We start from the raw sequence: 21,185 nt of genomic DNA, 5'->3' as shown, positions 1-21,185 counted from the left end.
GAAAAACACAAAATATCTCACCTCAACTCCACTTTTTCCCTAAACCAAAAAAGTGATTTAAGTACCAATTTACTTTTACTATATCATATGAAAATATTATAAACTGTTAATTAAAATTGTTATATAAATATTTTTAGTGGAACTTTTCGAAGGCAACAGTAGATTATTTCAAGGATACCTAAGATCTCTTGGCATTAACCAACGTTTTAGTCTGAATTGTCAGCAAAATAAAAAGGGGCTGTACTAATCCAAAACAATTGGTACAGCCCTTCTTAATGTTTATTCCGTAAAATTAGTATACTTCTACTTGCCCCATCATACCGTTATCTTCATGCTCTAGAATATGGCAATGGTACATATAGATTCCCTCTTCCGGAAAGGTGACGAGCAATCTGACTCGTTCGCCCGGTTCAATAAGAACGCTATCTTTCAGACCTTGTTCATTCGGAGCTGGTTCCCTTCCATCACGCGATATGATTTTGAACTGAGTACCATGAATATGGAATGGATGGATCATTCCCCCCATTTCGTCTGGCTTGTTATAAACTTCCCAAACTTCTGGGACTCCTTTCTTTTGCCGCAAGTCAATCCGTTCAGGATCGAATTTCTTGCCGTTGATGGTGACCTTATCCATCATTCCAAACAATTCAATCTCCTTGGTAACCGGCAAGGATTTCTCTTTTTCTGTAAGGAAAGTAGTGTCATCGGTCCAAGATATGGATTCCATTTCTCCCGTTCCGCCGTCGATATCCAAATCAAAAGGCAACAGAGCATTACCTTCTTCATCAGTAATGGCAATTGGCTCATCGGAATCCATCGCTGAAAAATCAATTAGGATTTCAGCGCGCTCCGATGGGGACAGCGTAATCTCATCCATTTCAACCGGCTCATGCAATAACCCGCCATCTGAAGCAATCTGAGTAAATGTGGCTCCATTGCTTAAACGGAACGTGTAATTTCGGGCGTTCGCACCGTTTAGGATTCGAAAACGCATCAGCGGTTTTGTCACAGTCAGTTTCGGATTAAGCGTACCATTAACGAGCGATACATCTCCGATTGTTCCGTCGCTGTTCATCAGATTCTCATAATCCAGTTGATGGTTTTCGTCAAAGAGACGATCCTGAAAAATGAGAGGGATATCATCTTCACCATAAGTATGTGGTAAAGCAGGGGCTTCTTCATCCGTCTCCTCCACATAGAGCATTCCTGCAAGCCCTTTGAAAACTTGTTCAGCAGTCGATTTATGTGGATGTGGATGATACCACAATGTCGCTGCTGGCTGATCGGCTTTTAAGGTGACGATTTTACTTTCGCCCGGCTGAATTACATCACTCGGACCACCATCCTCAGTTCCCGGTACTTCAAGACCGTGCCAGTGAAAGGTTGTTGGTTCGTTTAATTCATTGCGGACCTTCACTTTAACGGTTTCCCCCTCTTTCAACTGTAAAGTCGGACCCAACAAATTCCCATTATATCCGTAAGTATTGGTTGGAGAGCCATCAAAGAATTGCGTCGTGCCTTCTTGTGCGACCACCTCATAATCGAAGTCTGAGTCATTCTGTTTTTCTAGCAGGGGTGGTATTACTAACTCCTGAGTTCCTTTGGAGGCTTGAAGAGGGGGGATATTATCATGGTCCATGTGTTCTTCCATACCTTCCATGTCCCCGTGGTTCATATCCATATTTTCTTCATGTTGCATTTCTTCAGATTCCATAGTTTGTTCTCCAGATTGTTGTTCTGTTGTGACGTTTGTGCAACCCGTCAATATTAGCAACAAGCCTGCACCTGTCAATATACTTTTTTTCATTTGTTCGCTCCTTTATTCGTCAAGTATAAGTTGTTGAAAATATCATTTCGGTTTTTGAATTTTAGATTTCTGATGTGTTATTTAGTTGTAATCACCACGGGTTAGAAAACTACCTTTAATACATTTTCCTCCTTCCCTTGCCATTCAATCTATCGCGATTATCATACCGAACAAATATCGAGAAATAATGCATAATTGAGTAAAAACTAATCACTATTTAATTTAGATGTTGAGTATTAATGGATTATTCTACTGAAATGTCATTTATATTAAATGACATTGTATTTTTCATAACCTTTTGTAATCCACTTGGAAAAGGAATGGAGATTTATTTTGGAATTATTCGTAATTTATGTTTTGCAAAGTCTGCATATAATCTGCAAATTTACTGGTTAGAATATAAGCAAGCTTTATTTTATTAGGAGGGATTGTTTAAATGCAAGGTAGAAAAATCGTAATAGGGATAATTACTATATTCACAGTACTTATCTTATCTGCATGTGCAGGTGCAAATGAAGGAGAAAATATAGAAACCGAATCTAATACGGAAGAAAATGTGGAATCCAATAATGATGAAATGGATATGGAAGAATCTGATACCAATGAAGATATGGAAGGCATGGATCATTCTGGTATGAACCATTCTAGCACTGGTGAAGTTCCCGAAGGCTTACAAGAAGCGGATAACCCTACTTATGAGGTTGGTAGCCAAGCTATAATTGAATCTGATCATATGCCGGGTATGAATGGTGCTGAGGCGACAATTGTTGGCGCATACGATACGACGGTATATACTATTTCCTACACACCAACTGGTGGAGAACCAGTAAAAAATCATAAATGGGTTATCCATGAAGAGATTGAAGAAGCAGGAGCTGAACCTTTTGAACCGGAAACTGAAGTTACTCTTAATGCAGACCACATGGAGGGTATGGACGGTGCAACTGCAGTAATCGATTCAGCGGAAGAAACAACCGTATATATGGTTGATTTTGTAGCTACCGATTCTGGAGAAGAGGTGAAAAACCATAAATGGGTAACAGAAAGTGAATTATCACCAGTAGAATAAGTTTTAAATTAGGGACCTATCCGCAAATCGGGTAGGTTCTTTTTGTAGTAGTAGAATGATAAGGGAGATTTATTAATATTGTTCTATCGTTCTTATCATTTGTTTGGTATTCCCATTAACATGGCAAGAGCATCTTTCTGAAACTTTCTAACCGATTACCTAGACTAGAACAGCAATAATTATACTAGCTAGTGAATTGGTCTAAGTTCGTCGAGTATATACGGAATCATTCATATTCTACTAATTCATCATAAAATTTTTCAGCTGGATTACCAGGTGAAATTCTTTTGGCATACTCTAGTCCACCGTCAATCGCTACCGTTTTACACGAACATTGTTGAAAATCATATACTTGTCTTGATTCAATAATATCTCCGCAGCATTTACATCGAATTCTATTTCTTTTAATCCTTTTATTCATGTTACTGCCTCCTTCTTTATAACCTTTTAGAATTCTATATGATTATAATTTATGTGGTTTTTAATGACAATGATTTCAATGCGCTAAGTTTTAGAACAACGAATAATTCATTAAAGTTATGTAATTAATTGTTTTTTTGTCATAAAAAAGGCTGCCCTAAGAGTCATTACGTTCTGTCTGGACAGCCAATATAGTTTAATATAGATTAGAGGGGTAAGTTATCGTCGAATTCTTCTTCGAGTGGAAGCTGTAGTTCGATATCATCTTTATTTTCTTTATGAATTTCATTCCCATTGATTTTAAATAACCAACTGAGTTCATTTATATTTTTTTCCTCGTTTCTTAAATCATCTATTAGTAGTACCAATATATTTTTGACCTTTCTAACGTCCCGATCCTCGTTATTCTTGTTCAATAGTTTTAATATACTATTGAAATGCTCGATTACCTCGTTAATTATTTCTTTAAATTCCTCTATGCTACTTGCGAAATATATCAGGAATGGTAAGTCAAAGATATGGTCATTCTTAATTAATTCATTCTCTTTGTTACTTATATTTGCTAATCTTAACCAAAGATTATTAAAGAGAATGATTCTACTAAAAATACGCTCATAATTTTCCGCTGACTTAATAAAGTTAATTTCTACTATCTCTCTCTTATAATTAACTAATCCATCGTAAATTACATTTAAACAATCCTTATATTTAATATTAAAATGTGAAATCGAGAATAGTACTTCATCTTCAGTTTGATTATGGCCTTGGTATATATTCAACTCAAATTGTTTAAGCACATAACCTTGATAAAAATATTTAAAAATCCATCGATGAAAATTAATATGATCCTCTGTCCATGCAATATAGCTATTTGATTCAAGTTCGAAGTATTCATAGTTAAACGGTTCGTCAATTGGCCTATCGTACCAAGTTACATCTACACGATTATAATTATTCTTTTCCTCTTCATCTTCCATAGTAAAAATAGCTCTAAATGATAGCATTTATTAAACCTCCTAAGATAATTTTAAGTATTATACTCTATTAAAAAAGCTTTTCGAATAGCTAATTATAATTTTTTTATTTTATTTTTTAATTTAAAAATAAGGTCTAAATCGTATATTTAGACCTTATTTCCATGTGTGAATAAAAGCAAAAATTCCTTACTGTAATCCAAACAAAGCTCTAAACAGACTGTTTATGCCCATAAAACGACCTGATATGGAAAAGGTGCATAATTAAATGTTCTATACGGCAATAATAACTATTAGTCTATTAAATATATGGGGTGTAATAGAATGATAGAAATAAAATTAGATTCTAGAAGTGATTTATACCGTATTGAACCAATTGGTTTACAAACTGAGTTAGTTGAAAGCCTGAGTAGTTATTTAATTAGGGTAGCATATGAACATAACATCTCTGTTGGTCATTTATTTAATAAGATGATTTTTCCTGAAATGAATAAGGGTTATTTAGAACGGGCTTCAGCTTATGGTGGGAACCGCTTTTATGAAAACGCAAAAACTGTAAATGGATACATGGAAAATGCTGTTGAACTTGCATGGACAGTTGAAAAATTAACATCGAGAGAAGACCTAATTAATTTAACCTTGTACAACCTAAAAGAATTCATTCCATTGAGAAATTTATTGAAGGATACACTTACTTGGTGTCCTGACTGTATTAGTACTTGGGAGAAGGATGGGGAGGTTATTTATTATCCGCTAATATGGCACTTAAAACCTGTAGAGATTTGCAAAAAACATAGTCGCTTTTTAATTGATAGATGTCCTATATGTAAAAAGGAAGTTGATATCATACGCAGACAAATGGTTCCCGGCTATTGTCCACATTGTTCCTCTATATTAGCCCAAGAAAGTGAAAGCAATAGGAGCAATCTAGAAAAATTGAGGTGGGAACTTTATGTTTATGAAAATATGAAAGATATTTTATCAATAAATCATAACAAGATAGACGTTCAAAGTTTTAAGCATACATTTATAAGCAAATTGAAAGTAATAAATGAAGAATGTTTTTCAAATAATGTTGCAGGTTTTTCAAGATACCTAAGTATTCCAAAAAGTACTCTCCGATATTGGTTAAATGGTCAAAACTTCCCTTCTTTAGATAACATACTTAAAATTTCTTTTAAATTAAACAAAAAAGTTTTAGATTTCCTCTTAGAATCCCTAAATTTAGATGTTAATATATTTCAAATTAATGACAGGCAGGTCATTAATAATGAAACAAAACAAACTTGGAAACCACTTAATTACGATGTAATTGAGAAAAAATTGATAGAACATTTGAGTACAGACACTCCTATTTCGATGAATTCAGTTGCAAAAGTAATTGGTCGGGATAAGAGAGTATTGTACAGAAATTTTCCGGATCTTTGTAAACAAATATCGAGGAGATATTACGACTATATAAAAGAAAAGTCAGAGCAAAGAATTAAACGGTTAAAAGAACAAATTAAGCTAGCCTTCAATGAGTTAGTAAATGAAGGGATTTATCCAAGCCGTAGAAAAATTGAAGAAAAGGTTAACAAGATTGGAGTTTTAAAAGAAAAGGTTTTGCAAGACTATTGGAAAGTTCTATTAATTCAAAGTGGTTATGAGGAGAAGAAAGGAAGGGGATTTTACAATGATGAGTCCTAGTGAGTTTGAAGAATGGGCTGCAAGATTGAATTTAACGGAGGAGGCAAAGTCTGAAATTCAACGGATAAGACAGTCCCCTCCATCTAGAAGAGTTGGGGGAGGAAGGAATAATGTAAGTGGAAGATATAGTAGTAAAAAGATGGGTGCAACCATTCAATTCGAGAGCCACAAGGTTGAATTACCAGCAATCTATATGATGGAATTTAATGATAATATTTTAGAATATTATGATCAGCCACCCCAAATAAAAGTTAACTATTTTCAAAGTAAAAAAGATGAAAATAGAAAAATGGCTTATTGGTATACCGCAGATTTTTTTGTAATCGAAAAAGAAAGAGCCTATTGGGTAGAGTGGAAAACAGAAGAAGAACTGATTAAAAAGTCTCAAGATAAACCAGATAGATATTTTAGAAAAAATGGAAGATGGGAATTTGCACCGGGGAAAAATTATGCTACACAGTTTGACTTAGATTTTCTTGTACGTTCGAATTCAGAGATTATGGATACTTCCACGTAATTAAGTTAGCATTCGATGAGTTGAAAAATGAAGGATTATATCCTAGTCGTAGAAAAATTGAAGAAAAGGTTAACAAGATTGGAGTTTTTAAAGAAAAGGTTTTGCAAGACTATTGGAAACTTTTATTAGTACAAAGTGGTTATGAGTATAAGAATAGGAGGAAATATTTCAATGATGAGTTCCAGTGAGTTTGAAGAATGGGCAGCAAGAATGGACTTAACGGAAGAAGCAAAGAAGGAAATTCAACGTATAAGACAGTCTCCGCCAGCAAGACGGGTCGGGGGAGGTAGAAATAACGTTAGCGGAAGGTATAGTAGTAAAAAGATGGGGGTTACCATTCAATTTGAGAGCCATAAGGTTGAATTACCAACTATCTATATGATGGAATTTAATGATGATGTTTTGGAGTATTATGATCAACCACCCAAAATAAAAATGAATTATTTTCAAAGTAAGAAAGATAAAAATAGAAAAATGGCTTATTGGTATACAGCAGATTTTTTTGTAATCGAAAAGGATAGAGCCTATTGGGTAGAGTGCAAGACAGAAGAACATCTTATTAAGAAGTCTCAGGAAAAACCAGATAGATATTTTAGAAATAATGGAAGATGGGAATTCTCACTCGGAAAAAATTATGCAATACAGTTTGGTTTGGATTTTCTTGTACGTTCGTCATCTGAGATTAATTGGATACTTCAACGTAACCTTGAATTTCTGGAGGATTATATTACCACGGATCATATTCCCGAAGATCAAACTATTGCAAAGATTAAGGAGGCTATTATATCAACTCCCGGTATAACTATGCTAGACCTTATTCAAAATGCTGAGGAACAATTCACCTCTGATGATATATATGACTTAATAGCAAATAACATGATCTATATTGATTTGTACAATGATTTAATAACCGAACCAGAGAGTGTAAAAGTATATCTAAATAAAGAACAGCATAAAGGTTTTTCGATAATTGAAAAAACAAGCAGAAAAAGAAAGTCACCTAACAAAATTGAATTAAAATCAGGTAACAGTATTTTATGGGGAGATAGCATCTGGACTATCATAAATTATGACCGTAGCGAAAAAATAGTCTATTTATACTCAAAAAGCTTTAATGAGGATTCTAAATTACCTGTTGATTTATTTGAATTATATATATCAGAAGGCATTATTCGAGCTTTAGAAAAAGAGAACAATAATGAGAGTAATAAATTAAACAAGATGATTGCAGAAGCAAGTGAAAGAGATTTGGAGGAAGCAAACAAGAAATATGAAATTGTTACAAAATATCTAAACGGAGAAAATGTTGAGTTAAATGTTACTGGAAGAAGTCTCAGAAATTGGGTAAAAAAATTCAGTGATGCAGAAGAATTATATGGAAATGGTTTTGTCGGACTTCTTCCTAGAATTAAAAAAAGAGGAAATAAAAATTCGAAATTGCCACCTGAAACAGAAAAGCTAATGGATGATGTAATAAATGAAAGTTACAAAAATATAAAATCTAAAACAGCGAAACAAGTTTATCGTGAATTGTTAGTTAAATGTGAAGAACTCAATATTGATCCACCATCATATCAAACATTGTGTACTGCGATTAATAATCTATCTAAATATGAAGTGGAAGAATCTAGAAAAGGAAGAAGAGCAGCATATAAGTTTGAGGAATTTTATACTGAACTAGAATTTACAACTCCAAAGCATGGGGAGCGAGTTTTCGAAATGGCACATATTGATCATACTGAGCTAGATATTGAACTAAAACTTACAAGTCATAAGACCATGCGGCCGTGGCTTACCGTGATGATTGATGCCTTTTCTAGAAGAGTCCTTGCCTTTTATCTAACATTTGAACCACCTTCATACCGCAGTTGTATGATGATTGTTAGGGAATGTGTAAAGAATTATAACCGGCTACCTAACTACCTTGTTCTGGATGGAGGAAAAGAATTTCATAGTGTTTATTTTGAGTCTTTACTGGCCTTTTATGGTGTTCACAAGAAACAGAGACCTGCTGCAAAATCAAGATATGGAAATGATGTGGAAAGATTATTCGGCATAGCTAATAAATTGTTTATTCATAACCTTGCTGGTAACACACAATTAACAAAAAATGTAAGACAAGTTACTAAATCAGTAAATCCGAAAAACCATGCAATTTGGACACTAGAAACTTTAAATGAAACCCTTGAGAACTGGTTTAATAGAGTTTATGACAATAAAATAAATCCATCACTTCATCAAAGTCCAAAAGAGGCATATGAAGAATCAATTAATGTTTCTGGAAGTCGTCCAAATACCTATATTTCTTATGATGATACTTTTACTTTAATGACATTACCATCTCCAAAAGGGAAAACTAGGAAAGTACATCCGGGTAAAGGTATAAAATTATCATATTCATATTATTGGTGTGAGCAATTCAGAAATCCAAAAATTGAAAATACTCAAGTTGAGGTAAAATATGATCCTTTCAATATTGGAATTGCATATGCATATATAGGAGATCAATGGGTTGAATGCCAATCTGAAGGATACAAATATTTATATGGTAAAAGTGAAAAACAAATGAAAGTTATTACAGAAGAAATTAGGCAAAAGAATAAATTATATTCACAAAACAATACAGTGACAGCAAAAATGATTGCACAATATATTATCGAATCTGAATTAAAAGAAGAAAAATTAATAAACGAAAATTTATCTTCCACTAAACCAGATTTAGAGGTTTTTGATAGCAAAGATGGTTCAAATGATAAAAATATGGATGATGATAATTCTAGTGAAACTGATGATATTTATGATGATGACGATCTTGAGATATTTGGGGAGTTGATATAGGTGACAAAACAAAAAAGATTATTTGAAGAAAGCCCTTCATCGAAATCTAAGAATAAACGAGAGGATTCATTAAATGGAATTACAAATGAGCAAAAGTATGGACTTGGAAAGGAAAGAAGAACCTTATGTAAATATGAGGGATTTAATAAAGAACTAGAATTTACTAATTCGAAACATGCTGAAGGTATTTTTGAAATAGCACACATTGAGCATACTGAATTAGATATAGAAGTAGAAATTGATGGTAAGCATTCTAAGCGGCTTTGGTTAACGCTAATGATTGATGATTATTCAAGAAGGGTTCTTGCTTTTTATCTAACCGAAGAACCCTCTTACAATAGTTGTATGATGGTTATTAGAAAGTGTGTAAAAAAATATAACAGACTTCCAAAAAATTTGGTAGTAGATGGTGGAATGGAACTTAATAGTGATGATTTTGAAACATTGCTAGTAACTTATGGAATCCATATGAAACAAAGACCACTTGTAAAAGCAGAATTTAATAATGTGGTAGAAAGATTATTTGGATTAACAAATAACTTCTTTATCCATTACCTTATGGGAAACACAAGAAATGGGCGGCAGGTTAATAATTCTATGAACTCCAAAAACCATGTTGTATGGACACTTGAGACCTTAAATAAACGACTTGAAAATTGGATTAATTATGTATATGACAATTATATAAATCCATCACTTCAACAAAGTCCCAAAGAAGCATTTCTTAATTCTTTTGAGGTATCTGGACATCCGAATATCTATATTCCTTATGACGAAACATTTATTTTGATGACACTACCTTCTCCAAAAGGTAAAACTAGAAAAGTTCATCCAAGACGGGGGATTAAATTAAACTATTTATATTATTGGTGCAAACAATTTAACGATCCAATGCTTGAGTATACTAAGGTTGAGGTTAAATTTGATCCGCTCAATACTGGAATATTATATGCGTATGTTAATAATCAATGGATTCGATGCCAACTTAGTGTTACAAGTATTTAAATGGTAGGACGGATAAGGGAATTAAAATAATTATAGAAGTCATTAAACAGAAGATTAAATATAACTATAAAAATAATTCAGTGACAGCAAAATTGATTGCACAATATATTGTTGAATCTGTAGAAACAGAAGATAATGGTAAGATTTGCGGGGAGTTGGTATAGGTGATAAAACAAAAAAGGTTATTTGAAGAAGATCTTTTATCAAAGTCTAAGAAAGAACGAGAAGATTTTTTTAATGATTTTACTGTTAGTCATCCAAAGATGAAACAAGTTTCAGATGAATTAAAAAACGAAATTTACAAAGGTTCACAAAACATCATTATGGTCGTTGGCCCATCAGGAGTTGGCAAATCCAGACTTTTTTCTGCAACAGTGTTATCTGTTCTTAAAGATATGGAAGAAGAAACTGAGAAAGATAGAAGCATTATCCCTATCTCTGGTATAGAGCTTCCAAATCCAGATTTAGGGAAGTTCAATTGGAAAGATTTCTATTATAGAGTACTTTCATCATTAAGAGATCCATTAATTGATTATAAGATTGATGTTACTAATATTGACAAGAAAGAAAAGAAGAATAATAGTAACAATCCCCTTAATGCAAATACTGCACCAGAACTAAGAAGATCAATAGAAAGTGCTTTTTTTAACAGGAAAACAAAAGCACTTCTAATTGATGAGGCGCAGCACTTTTTTAAAATTAATTCTGAAAAAAGGGGTAGCAGTGAACAGAACCAGAGGCAATTTAATTCTATTAAATCATTAGCAAACATGAGTACCACAAAAATTGTTTTATTTGGAACTTATGATTTAAATGCTGTTTTCAATTTAGATGGTCAGTTATCTAGAAGGGTTAAGGAAATTCACTTTCCGAGGTATGATTATACCAATGCTGAAGATAGAAGGTACTTCCAAGCTTTATTATTAACCTTTCAGAAATTGCTACCTGTGGAGAAGGAACCCGATTTAAAGAAGTACTCGGAATATATATATGAGAATTCCATAGGGTGTGCTGGTATTCTGAAGAATTGGTTACAAAGATGCTTTTCAGATGCTATAGAAAAAGAAGAGAAAACTATTACCTATCAAAATTTGAAAAGAAATGCTTTACAAACAAAAAAGCTTTTAACACTGGCAAAAGAGGCAATTACTGGAGAGTACTATTTCAGTGATAATAAAAAAGAAAAAAGTGAGCTTCAAACCTTGCTGGGAATTAAAAATGAGAAAGCTAATGAAAAACCAAAAAGAAAAAATAATCCTAAGCCGGGAATTAGAAAACCAGAAAGGGATACTGTGGGGTTAGCCTAAGCTTAGGGAATATAAAATATTAAAGAAAAATTGAGTGGGTATTTCCACTCAATTTTTTATTTCTTAGATTTACTTGTTAACGCATTATTATCATCAGGGGGAGTCAGTAATGAATTTAATTTTAAGTAGTTTAACAGATGAACAAGGGAAAGTTGAGAATTTTTTATCCAGCAGAACAGAGTTATATAATATTAAACCGATTGGAATTGGCACACCTTATGTAGAAAGTCTATCAAGTTATATTTCTAGAATCGCGGAAGATCATAATTTAGCTGTATCAGCATTGCTGAGTAAAGTAATTGCACCTATGCTAAATATAGATTATTTAAAAGATCAACTTAGCCAAGGAATAATCAAGGATACTTCACATTTCATTAATGAGAATAGTCCCGTTACTTTAGAATATAGTAATGCATTGGAATTACTAACTAGTAGGGATGATCTACGTAGTTTGACTATGTTAAATTGGCAGGGGATTTTTTCAAAAAAACTCTTTAGTAGATATAGAAAATGGTGTCCAATATGCTTAAATAAAATAAAATCTAACTCTAAGATTATATATGAACCGCTAATTTGGTATATTTCTGATATAAAAAAATGCGAAGTACATGAAGTAGTACTACACGACAAGTGTTCAAATTGTAAAAGAAATTTACCGTTTTTGCATAAGAAACTAATGGTTGGATATTGTCAATATTGTGGATCGTGGTTAGGAGATAATTTGGTATTTAATAAAAAAAATTTAACCGAGGAAGATACATTTATTTACCAAAATTATAAGGAATTGCTTGCAAATTCATCAAAGCAATCAATTTACCCAACAAGAGTTTTTATTTCAAACTTTTTAAATAGATTAATGAAGAAATTAGATATTAGAAGTGTAGCAAAGTTGGCAAATATTTTAGAGTTAAATCCAGGAACAGTAAATTCATGGGTAAAAGGAAGAAGACAACCTTCAAGTGAAAGTCTTTTAAAAATTGCTCGAAAAATTGGGTTAACTATTTATGAGATGATTTATGACAATAATAAAAAGCTAGTGCTTGAAATAAAAAAAGATAGCTATCTTCAACAACAGAAATCTATCTCAATAAGTGAAATTGAAGATAGGCTAAAGAAAGAGGTCAATTCAAAAGAGCCAAAAAGTCTAAATAGAATTTCCAAAGAGTATGGATTTTATATAGATACCGCCAAAAGGAATTTTCCAATTTTGTGTGAAAAGGTAACAGAAAACTTTAATTCTTATAAAGAACAAAAAGTAAAAAAAAGAAGAATCGAGATTGAAGAAAAATTAAAAGATTGTCTAAGTAAAGAAACTCCTATAAGTTTGAATCAGTTTTCAAAAGATAATGGCATAACTTTAAAAACTGCAAAAACAGTTTCCCCTAATTTATGTAAAAAGGTGGTTAAACGATATGAGGAGTATATTCATGAATTGAAAAGGCAGAGAGTTCAAATTATAAAAAGAGAAATTAAAGAAATTGTAAATACATTACATCAAAAAGGAATTTATCCAAGTTCAAATAAGGTACAAGAGAATCTTGAAAATAAACATTTATTTAGAAAAGAATGGGTAAAACAGGCTTGGAAGGAGGCTTTGGAAAGTTTAGGATATAACTGAATATTTAATTCTACAATTGTTAATCTAAAATTGAGTGTAAAAGGGTTCTGAAATTAAATAAACCATATAGTTTCCTAAAAAAGAAATGTAAAGCATATAATTTCCTAAAATAAAATTGTAAAGCATAAAGCTTCCTAAAAGTAGAAAAAAGAGGTTATTACTCGATTGTATTTGAATGGTAGTAGTCTTTTGGTTTATTAAGTCTTATAAAAAGAGCTGAAATACCTTGTGGCTCTAGGGTTGGAAGTTATATGCTTTATTACTAGGAAATTATATGCTTTACGTCACAGTTTTTATCGAGAACAATAATAATTGTTATTAAATAATTTTAAAAAAGTTATTCTCAAATTCCATTTTCTTTATTAATTTCTCTTTTGAGTATTTTCCGTTTCTCACCGTAACAATATCATAATATTTTAGAATCCACTCGGCTCTTTTTCTTTTTTGTTTAATGCGAAGGGAGGGTAAAGTAGCTGTTAATGTATAGAAAACATCTACTTTCTTTTTTATACATAAAATATAGGAATCTTTTATTTGAGATATTCCCGCCTGCAATTGTCTGCAAATATTCCAATAATTCAAGATCCGTAGAAGCAATTGTTATACAAGGTCTTCTATGTTCTCTTTTGTGCATTCTGGTCAGGGTGATTGTACCTTCACCATCAATTATACCTGCTAAATAAGCAGCTTCCGGCACTTCCATTGTTTTTACCTCCCCGAAAATATAAACAAAACAAAAAAGCATTCATTCCTTTTGTAAACTACTGTAATGCTACAGTTAAATACAATTTTATCATAGTAAAGCGAAACCCTCTATTTTGCCGAAGTGTTGTAAAAGGCACTAATTGTCATACCCTCTAGATTGGATAGATATAAATTGGAAATGAGTTCATGAAAGAAAAAGTACTTAAACGTGTCAATATGAAAGAACTCTTTGTTTCCTGCATAGTAGACTCTTGCTACGCAGCAACGATTTCCATGAAAAATATGAACAATAATTTGTTATCATCTGGTATGATTTTAGTATGGAGAATTGTGGTTTTGTGAAGTTTTTCACTAAAACTAACGGGTGCCATGCTTTCAAAGTATTCGCTTTTCCTTCTTTAAGTAAATGGCAATAGAATTGAAGAAGAACCGCTACCCAAAAGTGTTACCATTTAAGTAACATCATTAGTTAAATAGAAAGTGGGTTGATATACATGAGTAATAATTCGATTATTCAAATGTGGGAAGACTATCGAAAAATTAACCCAAATGCACCAAAAGAATATGAGGCATGGGCATTTGGTGATTCAAAAGAAATGGCTGATGAGCTTGCAAATTTAGTATTAGAGGGAACGAAAACAGCAACAGCATCAAACTATACTTTATATGAATTGGAAAACGAAACTTTACCGTTTGTTGGTCTTCATAATATTATTCTTGACGGGGGTGGAAAAGCTGTTGGAATAGCAGAAACTACATCAGTAGAGATTGTTCCTTTTGATCAGGTTACCATAGAACACGCATACTTGGAAGGTGAAGGTGATCGTACATTAAGGTATTGGCGTGACGTTCACGAAACCTTCTTTAAAAAGAGTTTAAAAATATAAATCAAGAGTTTAATTATAAAATCCCTGTTGTTTGTGAAAGGTTTAAGCTAATTTATAAAAAATAAAGCGCGTTGTCCCAATAATTTTATGAAGAGTAGATACTAATTGTATTAAGGCAGGCTTATTGAAGAAGAAAATACAAGAAAAATGAAGTGATCTTAGAATATGGATTATGTAAAAAATTTAAGGAAATTAGTTGGTCATAGACCTTTAATACTAACAGGTTCTGTGGTTTTAATATTAAACCAGTTTCCCTATTCAACAAATAGGTACAATAATGGAACAATGAATTGTCATTGTGGCAACACAAGAGGATCGTCATTTAAGACGATCTTTTTCTTATGGCTTAAATTTAATAAAAACCTATTGGAATAATATGATAAAATAGTGCGAGAGGAAATTGGCTTACTAGATAAGATTAGCTGGAAAGTAATAAGAGTATTTTTAGAAATAGGAGTTGTTGTAATGGGAGTATGGATCAGACGCCTTATCATAATAGCTTGTGTGATTGCACTTATACCTAATATTTTTTCGTTTTTTTCAGGGCTAACTAATGAATTACCAGAACATATTCAAGGTAAAGTAAATAATGGGGATGCAGTACTTATTGATTTAGACAAAAAGGTAAACCTGGAAAATGACGAGATATTGTTTAAATATCTTGTATTAGCAGCAGAAGAGACCTCATTAATATTTGAAGTGCACTCCAAAGAGAATGGATGGTCATTTCCAGGCTCTGTATTTGAATTAAAAGATAAACAAGGCAATACTTATCGAGGAACAGGTGGCACTTCTTCTGGTCGTACTTGGGGACAGTACATTGTTCAGAATTATGAACCTTTGAAAGAAGATGTAGATACAATAGTAGTAGGTTTCGAGTGGTATGATCGCATGTTTCAAACGGAGTTTTCATTAGATCAGGGGGGGACGTAATGAAAAGAGATAAAATAAAAGCGATAATAGAATGGACTATTGCGATTCTGTTAATCTTTATTGTTATTAAAGATTCCCCTTATTTTAGTTATTACGAACTTTCACCAGAAGCAGCATTTGAAAAATCTGAACGAACTTATTATTATGGTCCATCAGAAGTATTAGAAAAGGTAGATGTAGATGATGTCCAAATTTTCTTATCAAAATATAAGAACTGGTTTTCAGCTACTTTAGTTAACAAATATGCTGGGATTTTTTGGGGTGCAGGTAGTGGTGTTGGTGGAATAGAAATTAAAGAAGATCAAGATATTACACATTCTTGGGGGAGTAGCTCCATTAATGAGAATTACATGTTGATGAGGTATTATGGTATCGTTACTAACCCAGAAATAACTAAGGTGGAACTAGATGTTGCAGAAGGATATGATTGGGATGAACAAGTCCCTGTAGAAGATATTGTAACGTTAGATTATCAGTTAGAGAAACATCGTATGTTTCTATTTCATTGGAATGAAATGGAAAATGACTATATCAGTCTAGCGTTACGAGGGTTGAATAACGATGGTGAAGTTATTTATGAAGAAGAACTAAGATGATTCCATAACAAGTATGGAGTAAAACATGAATAGGATTGAAGTAAGTTTTAATGATTGAAAGTAAAAAATTTATATATACTTATAATTTGGATACTTTTCAGATAAGTTTAATAAACATAAACTTAGTTGGGGACAGCAAGCACGATATTGTTAAAGGAAGATTATTTATTGCCCCTTAAATTGCCGCGAAAACTGAAATAGTCATTTATAATTAAAATTTGCTCCCTAATTCATTTTAAGCCATTGAATTAGGGGTTTGCTTATAATGTTTGTTATTTTTTGTTTGTGTTTACTTGACTTACTTCGATTTTTTTAATCTGATGGCCATCTACCTCTTGAATGGTAAATTTATAATTATCGTACTCGATAGTGGTCCCTTTTTGAGGATCTATTTTATTTGTGAGAAACCAACCACCAATTGTATCAATCTCACTGTCATCGATATTTGTTCCAACTAACTCATTTAGTTCAGAAATAAGAAGTTTCCCGTTGATGATATAAGTATACTCACCTATTTTTTTGTACATCGGTTGTTCATTTACATCTAATTCATCCTGAATTTCTCCGAAGATTTCCTCCATAATGTCTTCCACAGTAATTAGTCCAGCTGTACCGCCATATTCATCCACTACTATAGCCATATAACTATGTTGCTTTTGCATTTTTATTAATACTTCATTTACTGGTGTATGTTCTGCAACATAAACAATCGGTTTAACATAATTAGTTGGATTCAATTGTTCACCTTGTAAAATGTCATTAAGGAATTCTTTCGTGTTTACGACACCAACAATATGATCTTTATCACCATTTGCAACAGGATACCTAGTGTACTTTACTGCTCTAATAATATCCAAGTTATCCTGATGTGCATTATCTTTATAAATACATACAACCTCTGTTCTTGGGATCATAATTTCTTTTGCAATTCGTTCATCAAATTCGAAGACCTTATTTAAATAACTCATTTCAGAAGCGTTAATTTCACCTTTTTTGTAGCTAGTTGAAAGGATAGAGCGAACTTCTTCCTCAGAGTAAACCTCTCCACTTTCTGATGCAGGAGGTAAACCAAATATCCCAACTAATATACGAGCAGTACCATTCAAAACCCAAATAAACGGATACGCCACCTTATAGAAGACGACTAATAAAGGGGAAAGTAACAACGTAACTGCCTCCGTTTTCTGAATGGAGAAGGATTTTGGGGCGAGTTCACCAACGACAACATGTAAGAATGTAATAAAACCAAATGCAATGATGAACGAAATAGTTGAAACAAGTCCTTCGGAAAAGCCGAATGAAGCAATAACTGGATGCAGAAGATGAGCAACTGCTGGCTCACCTAACCAACCAATACCGAGTGCTGTCACTGTTATACCTAACTGACAAGCGGCTAAATAACCGTCTAAATTACTAGTAACTTTATCAGCAGATTTTGCACCTGGTTTCCCTTGCTCTACTAAAGTTCTAACTCTGGATTTTCTCATTTTAACAACCGAAAACTCCGATGCAACGAAGAAAGCTGTTAATAAAATTAATATAGCAACAATGATTAAATTAATTATATCCAAAATACTCCCTACACGATAATGGTGTAAGGTTTTCACCTCCTATATAAAAAATTGACTAATTATTATTTTTAAGCATTCATAACATTTGTTTCAGACATTTGATCAAGGAGGACTATTAATAAAATTGGTACAGAAAATGAATCAACCCCTTGATAAGTTTCACTAACGAGCAGAAGGGGTTAAAACCCCCACTGATATAGTCTTTCTTTATATTTTCCATTACATCATGATAATATGCTAAACTTAAGTATGTAGTTATCACGTCTTATTTCAACTCACCATTACACCTTGCTGTAACAATGAATGGGCTAGATTAAAAAGAGTAAATATTTATTCATTGGTTATCATTATTAGTTAGTTTAACGGAGACATCTCTTGTGTATGGTTAGGTGTTTACCTTTTTGTCATGACCACTTACACTAGGTGCTAGCTTTACAATCAATATTAAAACAGGTATAATGTAATTAATTTCTATTGAAAGGGGTTTCGCTTTCAAAAATGGTTGATGATGAGAGGGATGTCTCCAAGCTGTACCGGAAGATCATTACTTCTAATGAAATGAAAGCATTTCTTATCATTGAAAAATGTGATGAAGAATTAAAGCAGAGGCTCATGAGTAAGATGGAAAATAACGGTTCTCAAAATACGAAGGATATGCTACAAAAATTACAAAGATATTTAGCATAAAAGACTGGTCTACCCAGTCTTTTTTTATAAGGTAAGAAAGTATAAAATTCAGGTATTTGTCTAGCTCCGAGCGCCCAGAAACTAGGCGACTTCACGAATTGCCCTACGATAAGTCATCATCGGTTCGCAAGCTTACCGTGATTCCTTTATCTCAGTTAATTCGTTCCAGTCGCTACGTTTCTAAACGGGCGCTCTGCGCTTTTCTTAGTATAAAATAAAAGGTTCAAATTGGAGTACACTTTTCATATAATAAACATGTCTTAAATCCAAATTATAATTGTTGGTGGAACCATTATTTCAACAGAAACCTTGCTATTATCATCTAAATCAATTATTTGCGACGTTATAGTTACAAGTCTTTGCACTTGGAATTAAAAAAGTTGAGGTGTACTCAGTCAGATAGCATAATTTTTTGTTTGACTGTTAAGCTTTATCGTTATCACACTAAATATTAAGGTTGTCAATTTCCAAAAAATCAGTCAGATTATATCTAACTGGTCAAATAATGTAAATCAAGGTTTAACCGAATAACACACGCTTTAGTAAATAGATCATCTATCCAAGTTTATTGCTAATTATTTTCCTTTTACTGGCATCCAAATTTCGCTATATACATTTTCCGAACTACCATGTGTTTTGTAAAAGAAATCCCGGGTAGATCTGCTACTTCATAATCTGAGGAAGGCAACCATTCAGAATTCCAGCCATAAACGAAATAAATGGTAATCAGATATGCCTAATGATTGAATTCTTTTAACATTTCTTTCCCTATACATATTATCGATAAAATTAGTCATTTACTCGATATTTTACATACGTAATTTATCGGAATGTATTTTTTATATTATTATAGGTTCTTTACCAGTCATTGCATAATATAAGGGAGGCAAGGTCAGAGAACTCGATTTACGACAAAACACGAACATCATAGATTGATGCTCGTGTTTTAGTTTCCTGGAGAAGTTTTATTCTTACAATAAAGGCATATATATCCGAACTACCCACAGCAAGTTATTATCTGCCTTTTTTATTTTTTTGCTTTTTAGGGTTGTCTGCTGTAAAGGCCGTTTCGGATTCATGATCTTTTCTAACTTGCTCAATACTTGAATTTTGAATTCCTTTCTTTGCCATGTTTTTCACCACCTTTTTTATCAATCATCCTTAAATTTCCCTAAGTATTGTACAGCCATTCATATTTGATGGTTATCTGCCTTAACTATCTATTGCTTAGAAATACCATCATCTCTTATGTCAATATATAAAGTTCCATCTTTCTGTATCTCAGCGAAAAATATATCGGATATATCATTAACTCCAGTTCGTTTCAATTGTTGTTCCAGCCAATTTTGATCTAGATTTAGCTTGGATAAGTTGGAATTGTTGATTTTTCCGTCCGAAATAACCTCAGTTGCTATTGGGAAAGGTTCTGTTTTTACTACTTTGAGATGCATATCACCTTTCGTTAGCGTTTGTTTATCTTCGTTCTTCATGACTGAAAGTGTCCCGTCCGTTTCAAAAATGGCATAATCAACATCCGTAACGGAAAATACGTTTTTCTTTCGTAACAATGCATGTAAAGCATCGATATCCAATCTAGCTTTTCGTAGTTCATTTTCCATAATTTTTCCTTGCTTTATAAGAATTGCCGGCTGTCCCTGGATAACTTCTCGAGCTTTCTTCGATTTAATATCAATTACTCCCATAATGATCGTAAGAATCGCCCATGCAGATAACGCATATATCCCCGCCCATATGTCTAAATTTTGATTCACAACAAGGGAAGCTGCAATCGAACCAATTGCGATTCCAGACACAAAATTAAAAAATGTTAACTGACGTAGTTCTTTTCTACCCATTATTCTCGTAAGAAATAACAGGAACAGAAATGTAGATATAATTCTAAGTGTTAGTTCAGTAAAATCCATAAGAAGACTCCTTTGCTAAATGAATATGGTGTTTTATTCTAATAATTTCTACTGTTTTAAGTTGCCCATATTCATTTATTTAACAACTAAGTAATGGAAATGGTATATAATAAAATTGGAGATAACAATTTAAATGAAAATGAAAATACCAAAAGGGAGGAAAAGAATATAGCTTATCATGCTGCTAGATTAGTGTTGGGTATTATCTTTCTGATCGCGGGTTTAAACGGGTTTCTTGTTGTATTTGATATCGAGCCATTAATTCCAACAAGCCCTAAAGCAATGGCATTATTTCAATTTAACTATTTATTAGTTGTGGAAAAGTCATTAGAAGTAATTTGCGGATTATTACTATTGATTAATCGGTTTGTTCCATTAGCTTTAACAGTATTGACACCGATTACAGCCAATATTTTCTTACTGCACATCTTTGTAGATCCTTCATTACTTATCTTGGCTGTAATAATGGTTATCCTACAAGGTTATTTACTGTATCATTTCAGAGATAAATTCAAAGGATTATTGGAGATCAGGTAATCTCTTACCTTAAATAAACACATGTTTACGACGGGAAACAGTCAGCCGTGTATGCCCGTCATTTTTTATCAGCAATAGGCGAGAAGACTCCCACCTCAAG

Annotated in this window: 19 protein-coding genes and 1 pseudogene; 12 read left to right on the top strand and 8 right to left on the bottom strand. The window is 32.7% G+C overall.

Going from position 1 to position 21,185, the window contains the following annotated elements:
- Window positions 1-292: 292 nt before the first annotated feature.
- On the bottom strand, window positions 293-1,807 hold the full coding sequence (locus GH715_RS04875) for a multicopper oxidase domain-containing protein (protein ID WP_153834529.1): 1,515 nt from the start codon (window positions 1,805-1,807) through the stop codon (window positions 293-295).
- Between the two features lie 436 nt (window positions 1,808-2,243).
- Between GH715_RS04875 and GH715_RS04870 the strand changes: the two genes are divergently transcribed.
- Complete coding sequence (locus GH715_RS04870) at window positions 2,244-2,876, top strand: YdhK family protein (RefSeq protein WP_153834530.1); 633 nt, start codon at window positions 2,244-2,246, stop codon at window positions 2,874-2,876.
- Between the two features lie 226 nt (window positions 2,877-3,102).
- On the opposite strand, the gene GH715_RS04865 is transcribed toward GH715_RS04870, so the two are convergent.
- Entirely contained in the window at window positions 3,103-3,297 is a 195-nt protein-coding gene (locus tag GH715_RS04865) for a DUF7695 domain-containing protein (RefSeq protein ID WP_153834531.1), read from the bottom strand.
- A 205-nt stretch (window positions 3,298-3,502) separates the two neighbouring features.
- Entirely contained in the window at window positions 3,503-4,300 is a 798-nt protein-coding gene (locus GH715_RS04860; protein WP_153834532.1) for a hypothetical protein, read from the bottom strand.
- Window positions 4,301-4,594: 294 nt separating this feature from the next.
- Here GH715_RS04860 and GH715_RS04855 point away from each other — a divergent pair, with 294 nt between their 5' ends.
- The 6 genes from GH715_RS04855 to GH715_RS04830 all read left to right on the top strand — a co-directional run bounded on the left by GH715_RS04855 (window position 4,595) and on the right by GH715_RS04830 (window position 13,244).
- Window positions 4,595-5,959 carry a TniQ family protein gene (locus GH715_RS04855; protein ID WP_163578456.1) on the top strand — a complete coding sequence of 455 codons (1,365 nt, stop codon included), beginning with the start codon at window positions 4,595-4,597 and terminating at the stop codon, window positions 5,957-5,959.
- Window positions 5,946-6,476 (top strand): TnsA endonuclease N-terminal domain-containing protein, encoded by a 531-nt coding sequence (locus tag GH715_RS04850; RefSeq protein WP_163578455.1) that lies wholly within the window; start codon window positions 5,946-5,948, stop codon window positions 6,474-6,476. The genes GH715_RS04855 and GH715_RS04850 overlap by 14 nt, the downstream gene beginning before the upstream one ends.
- Window positions 6,477-6,647: 171 nt before the next feature.
- Window positions 6,648-9,314, top strand: a complete 2,667-nt coding sequence (locus GH715_RS04845; protein ID WP_228760252.1) for a Mu transposase C-terminal domain-containing protein — start codon at window positions 6,648-6,650, stop codon at window positions 9,312-9,314.
- Window positions 9,315-10,319, top strand: coding sequence for a DDE-type integrase/transposase/recombinase (locus tag GH715_RS04840; RefSeq protein WP_153834535.1), 1,005 nt, complete (start codon window positions 9,315-9,317; stop codon window positions 10,317-10,319).
- A 164-nt stretch (window positions 10,320-10,483) separates the two neighbouring features.
- Window positions 10,484-11,626 carry a TniB family NTP-binding protein gene (locus GH715_RS04835; RefSeq protein ID WP_240469348.1) on the top strand — a complete coding sequence of 381 codons (1,143 nt, stop codon included), beginning with the start codon at window positions 10,484-10,486 and terminating at the stop codon, window positions 11,624-11,626.
- 109 nt (window positions 11,627-11,735) lie between these two features.
- The gene (locus GH715_RS04830; protein ID WP_153834536.1) at window positions 11,736-13,244 is read left to right on the top strand and encodes a TniQ family protein; all 1,509 of its coding nucleotides are present in this window, start codon (window positions 11,736-11,738) and stop codon (window positions 13,242-13,244) included.
- A gap of 448 nt (window positions 13,245-13,692) precedes the next feature.
- Here the strand turns inward: GH715_RS04830 and GH715_RS04825 are convergent, their stop codons facing one another.
- The gene (locus GH715_RS04825) at window positions 13,693-13,947 is read right to left on the bottom strand and encodes an LAGLIDADG family homing endonuclease (protein ID WP_228760253.1); all 255 of its coding nucleotides are present in this window, start codon (window positions 13,945-13,947) and stop codon (window positions 13,693-13,695) included.
- Between the two features lie 496 nt (window positions 13,948-14,443).
- On the opposite strand from GH715_RS04825, the gene GH715_RS04820 reads away from it, so the two are divergent.
- From GH715_RS04820 to GH715_RS04810, 3 genes are all read left to right on the top strand, one after another.
- Window positions 14,444-14,836 (top strand): ASCH domain-containing protein, encoded by a 393-nt coding sequence (locus GH715_RS04820; RefSeq protein WP_324186978.1) that lies wholly within the window; start codon window positions 14,444-14,446, stop codon window positions 14,834-14,836.
- Window positions 14,837-15,301: 465 nt separating this feature from the next.
- Complete coding sequence (locus GH715_RS04815) at window positions 15,302-15,769, top strand: hypothetical protein (protein ID WP_153834537.1); 468 nt, start codon at window positions 15,302-15,304, stop codon at window positions 15,767-15,769.
- Entirely contained in the window at window positions 15,769-16,365 is a 597-nt protein-coding gene (locus GH715_RS04810; protein WP_153834538.1) for a hypothetical protein, read from the top strand. Before GH715_RS04815 ends, GH715_RS04810 begins: the two co-directional genes overlap by 1 nt.
- Before the next feature lie 272 nt (window positions 16,366-16,637).
- Here GH715_RS04810 and GH715_RS04805 read toward each other — a convergent pair whose 3' ends face one another.
- Window positions 16,638-17,936, bottom strand: coding sequence for a hemolysin family protein (locus tag GH715_RS04805; protein ID WP_153834539.1), 1,299 nt, complete (start codon window positions 17,934-17,936; stop codon window positions 16,638-16,640).
- 498 nt (window positions 17,937-18,434) lie between these two features.
- Between GH715_RS04805 and GH715_RS04800 the strand changes: the two genes are divergently transcribed.
- Window positions 18,435-18,623 carry a hypothetical protein gene (locus GH715_RS04800; RefSeq protein ID WP_153834540.1) on the top strand — a complete coding sequence of 63 codons (189 nt, stop codon included), beginning with the start codon at window positions 18,435-18,437 and terminating at the stop codon, window positions 18,621-18,623.
- 555 nt (window positions 18,624-19,178) lie between these two features.
- Here GH715_RS04800 and GH715_RS21465 read toward each other — a convergent pair.
- The 3 genes and pseudogenes from GH715_RS21465 to GH715_RS04785 all read right to left on the bottom strand — a co-directional run.
- Window positions 19,179-19,320, bottom strand: a pseudogene (locus GH715_RS21465) (AraC family transcriptional regulator); the annotation flags it as partial.
- A gap of 317 nt (window positions 19,321-19,637) precedes the next feature.
- Complete coding sequence (locus tag GH715_RS04790; protein WP_153834541.1) at window positions 19,638-19,754, bottom strand: biofilm-forming protein; 117 nt, start codon at window positions 19,752-19,754, stop codon at window positions 19,638-19,640.
- Between the two features lie 89 nt (window positions 19,755-19,843).
- Window positions 19,844-20,548, bottom strand: coding sequence for a YetF domain-containing protein (locus GH715_RS04785; protein WP_153834542.1), 705 nt, complete (start codon window positions 20,546-20,548; stop codon window positions 19,844-19,846).
- 99 nt (window positions 20,549-20,647) lie between these two features.
- Between GH715_RS04785 and GH715_RS04780 the strand changes: the two genes are divergently transcribed.
- Window positions 20,648-21,085: a hypothetical protein gene (locus tag GH715_RS04780; protein ID WP_324186979.1), complete on the top strand. Its 438-nt coding sequence runs from the start codon at window positions 20,648-20,650 to the stop codon at window positions 21,083-21,085.
- The last annotated feature ends 100 nt before the right edge of the window (window positions 21,086-21,185 follow it).

Source organism: Gracilibacillus thailandensis (genome assembly GCF_010994055.1).
Classification (GTDB): domain Bacteria; phylum Bacillota; class Bacilli; order Bacillales; family Amphibacillaceae; genus Gracilibacillus; species Gracilibacillus lacisalsi.
Note: the sequence above shows the minus strand (reverse complement) of the source record. Positions and strands in the feature narration are given on the sequence as shown.

Bases quoted from the DNA above. Each gene is read 5' to 3' on its own strand.
- GH715_RS04875 (WP_153834529.1), bottom strand. From the start codon at position 1,807: ATGAAAAAAAGTATATTGACAGGTGCAGGCTTGTTGCTAATATTGACG.
- GH715_RS04870 (WP_153834530.1), top strand. From the start codon at position 2,244: ATGCAAGGTAGAAAAATCGTAATAGGGATAATTACTATATTCACAGTA.
- GH715_RS04865 (WP_153834531.1), bottom strand. From the start codon at position 3,297: ATGAATAAAAGGATTAAAAGAAATAGAATTCGATGTAAATGCTGCGGA.
- GH715_RS04860 (WP_153834532.1), bottom strand. From the start codon at position 4,300: ATGCTATCATTTAGAGCTATTTTTACTATGGAAGATGAAGAGGAAAAG.
- GH715_RS04855 (WP_163578456.1), top strand. From the start codon at position 4,595: ATGATAGAAATAAAATTAGATTCTAGAAGTGATTTATACCGTATTGAA.
- GH715_RS04850 (WP_163578455.1), top strand. From the start codon at position 5,946: ATGATGAGTCCTAGTGAGTTTGAAGAATGGGCTGCAAGATTGAATTTA.
- GH715_RS04845 (WP_228760252.1), top strand. From the start codon at position 6,648: ATGATGAGTTCCAGTGAGTTTGAAGAATGGGCAGCAAGAATGGACTTA.
- GH715_RS04830 (WP_153834536.1), top strand. From the start codon at position 11,736: ATGAATTTAATTTTAAGTAGTTTAACAGATGAACAAGGGAAAGTTGAG.
- GH715_RS04825 (WP_228760253.1), bottom strand. From the start codon at position 13,947: ATGGAAGTGCCGGAAGCTGCTTATTTAGCAGGTATAATTGATGGTGAA.
- GH715_RS04820 (WP_324186978.1), top strand. From the start codon at position 14,444: ATGAGTAATAATTCGATTATTCAAATGTGGGAAGACTATCGAAAAATT.
- GH715_RS04815 (WP_153834537.1), top strand. From the start codon at position 15,302: ATGGGAGTATGGATCAGACGCCTTATCATAATAGCTTGTGTGATTGCA.
- GH715_RS04810 (WP_153834538.1), top strand. From the start codon at position 15,769: ATGAAAAGAGATAAAATAAAAGCGATAATAGAATGGACTATTGCGATT.
- GH715_RS04800 (WP_153834540.1), top strand. From the start codon at position 18,435: ATGGTTGATGATGAGAGGGATGTCTCCAAGCTGTACCGGAAGATCATT.
- GH715_RS04790 (WP_153834541.1), bottom strand. From the start codon at position 19,754: ATGGCAAAGAAAGGAATTCAAAATTCAAGTATTGAGCAAGTTAGAAAA.
- GH715_RS04785 (WP_153834542.1), bottom strand. From the start codon at position 20,548: ATGGATTTTACTGAACTAACACTTAGAATTATATCTACATTTCTGTTC.
- GH715_RS04780 (WP_324186979.1), top strand. From the start codon at position 20,648: ATGGTATATAATAAAATTGGAGATAACAATTTAAATGAAAATGAAAAT.